Annotated in this window: 2 protein-coding genes and 1 pseudogene; 1 reads left to right on the top strand and 2 read right to left on the bottom strand. The window is 27.4% G+C overall.

Going from position 1 to position 2,107, the window contains the following annotated elements; genetic code table 11:
• Nucleotides 1–653, bottom strand: a 653-nt coding sequence (locus Q1J76_RS04070) for an AAA family ATPase (RefSeq protein WP_300377890.1), incomplete at its 3' end; no start/stop codon positions are given.
• The gene (locus Q1J76_RS04065) at nucleotides 619–1,566 is read right to left on the bottom strand and encodes a hypothetical protein (protein WP_300377887.1); all 948 of its coding nucleotides are present in this window, start codon (nucleotides 1,564–1,566) and stop codon (nucleotides 619–621) included. The genes Q1J76_RS04065 and Q1J76_RS04070, both read right to left, overlap by 35 nt.
• A 392-nt stretch (nucleotides 1,567–1,958) precedes the next feature.
• On the opposite strand from Q1J76_RS04065, the pseudogene Q1J76_RS04060 reads away from it, so the two are divergent.
• A pseudogene (locus tag Q1J76_RS04060) lies at nucleotides 1,959–2,107 on the top strand (IS1595 family transposase); the annotation flags it as partial.

The following is a 2,107-nucleotide window of genomic DNA, read 5'->3' as shown; positions in this document are numbered from 1 at the left end:
TATCCTTCAGCTGCATAATGAAAGCCTATGCTGTCAATGTCATCTATCATAATAATATCTGCAAATTTTATATTCTCTATTTTCGCATCTATACTTGATTTCAAATATCTGTCCTGTGCATTTCTATTGAATAAGTTTTTATGCATATCTTCAAAACTAGATGCTTTCATATACAATGCTTTAATATTATTAATAGCATATATCTGCCATAACATTTTTAGCATTGTAGTTTTACCGCTTCCGCTTTCTCCAAATATATACAGCGAGTTCATACTTCCCAATTCTAAATATTTTTTTATACTGCTTACTAACTTTTGATTATTAAATCTATCTGCAAAAATATTTAGTGTCATATCGTTGTCTAATTTATTAAATACATTATTGTATTTTTTTATTATTTTTTCTAAATCTTCTAGTTTTCTTTCTATCTGACTTTTTTCATCGCTCACACAATGACACATAATAGGAACTAGATTTTTTCTTGCAGAAAATATTTCTGAATTAGTAGTTTTTACAAATCCGTACTCATCGCATTTAGTACAGTGCGGATCTTTGCCATCCCTTGCTGTTTTCTTTAATTCTTCCAAATATTTTTTATAGCTTTGCAGGCAGTAACTGCTATCCGCAATCTGCAATTTTAGCATACGCTTCATCAATGTTTCCTCCTTTTTCTAATTCATTTAATAAAGCATTAAATTTATCAATTCCGCTTGGTATTGAATATTTTTTTGTTTCCTCGCTTTGAGTTTTATTTTCTTTGCTGTAATTATTTTTTGGATTTTCATTTTTTTGACATAAAGCCATTTTTAATAAATCCTGCAGTTTCAATGAGTATCTTTTATTTAATGGCAATTTTAAGAAATTAAACTTTACTATAGATAAGGCTTCATCAAAATTATCATGCACACGTTTTTTGAATATATCAATTAAAAAGTTAGTATATAATTTATGGTATTTATGATTTATTTTAATGCCTATTAATTCTTTATGAAGCTCATTATATTTTTCTAAAAACTCCTCTTGCTTTTTATCATCTTCTTTTTCTTCTGAAGTTTTTTCTTCTTCACTTTTTTCTTTTTCCTCTTTGATTAATTTCTGAGGCTGTAAAGATTCAGTATTTACATCTTCATTAAACAAGCTAGGCTCATCATATTTCTGCTCTACAGGTGCATCCATATTTTGTATTGCTCTGTCTTCTTCAACTAGCAGCTCTATAGCTTTTTTTAATCCTGAGAAATTATATACTGTCCCTGTTCCTGCAAATCTATCGCCTCTGTAAACATTCCTGCTTTCAAAAGTTAAGTATCCTTTTGCATACAAGCTCTGTCTTTGTCTGTAATAATGTTTCTCTGCTGGATTGATTTCTTTATCTCTGATTTCTTTTTCTTTTTTCCAACTTAAACTCATTACAGCGATTATGAACTCAAACTCAGTTGATGTAAGTCCTAATCTTTTTCTGTAATAAATTAATGTATTCGGTATAGAGGTAAAACCTCTGTCAAGCATAGAATCTCCGTACGTTGCTATTAAGTATTCGCTTTTTACTTCTGTTCTTTCCGTAGTCATTACACTGCTCCGCATAAATATTTTTTTGATTTTTTTATTAAAGCAAAGAACTGCTCAAATGATTTTATGAAATATAAATTTGTATTGTATTGATTTGTTATTTTTTTAACTAATGAATAGTTAAAGAATATGCTCAGATTTATATTAAAAAAGTTATAAAAAAACTTTTTATCTGCTGTTATTATTTTCGAGATTTTGAAAAATTGATTTTGTTTAAAATCTAGTATGTTTTTTACGCATACTAGATTTTTTATTGTGTCGATTTTTATTGTTAAAGAAAATTTTGAAACTTGTACCGCTTTCCATACTTTTTTTAAATTCGTTAAAATAAATATTTTCCTTAATTATTTTTGGGGCTGTCCTAGATAACTAAAATTTGTTATAATTTAGTTATGAAACGAAGTAAATTAAGCCGAGAAAAACAATTAAAGTTAATAGAACATTTTGTTGCAGGAACTACAGCCCGAACAGCTTCTGTTTTAATAGGTGTTAATAAAACAACAGCATCATATTATTTTTTAAGATTAAGAGAATTAATTTT

Source organism: Brachyspira sp. (assembly GCF_029258575.1).
Taxonomy (GTDB): Bacteria; Spirochaetota; Brachyspiria; order Brachyspirales; family Brachyspiraceae; genus Brachyspira.
This window is presented reverse-complemented; position numbering and strand designations above follow the sequence as displayed.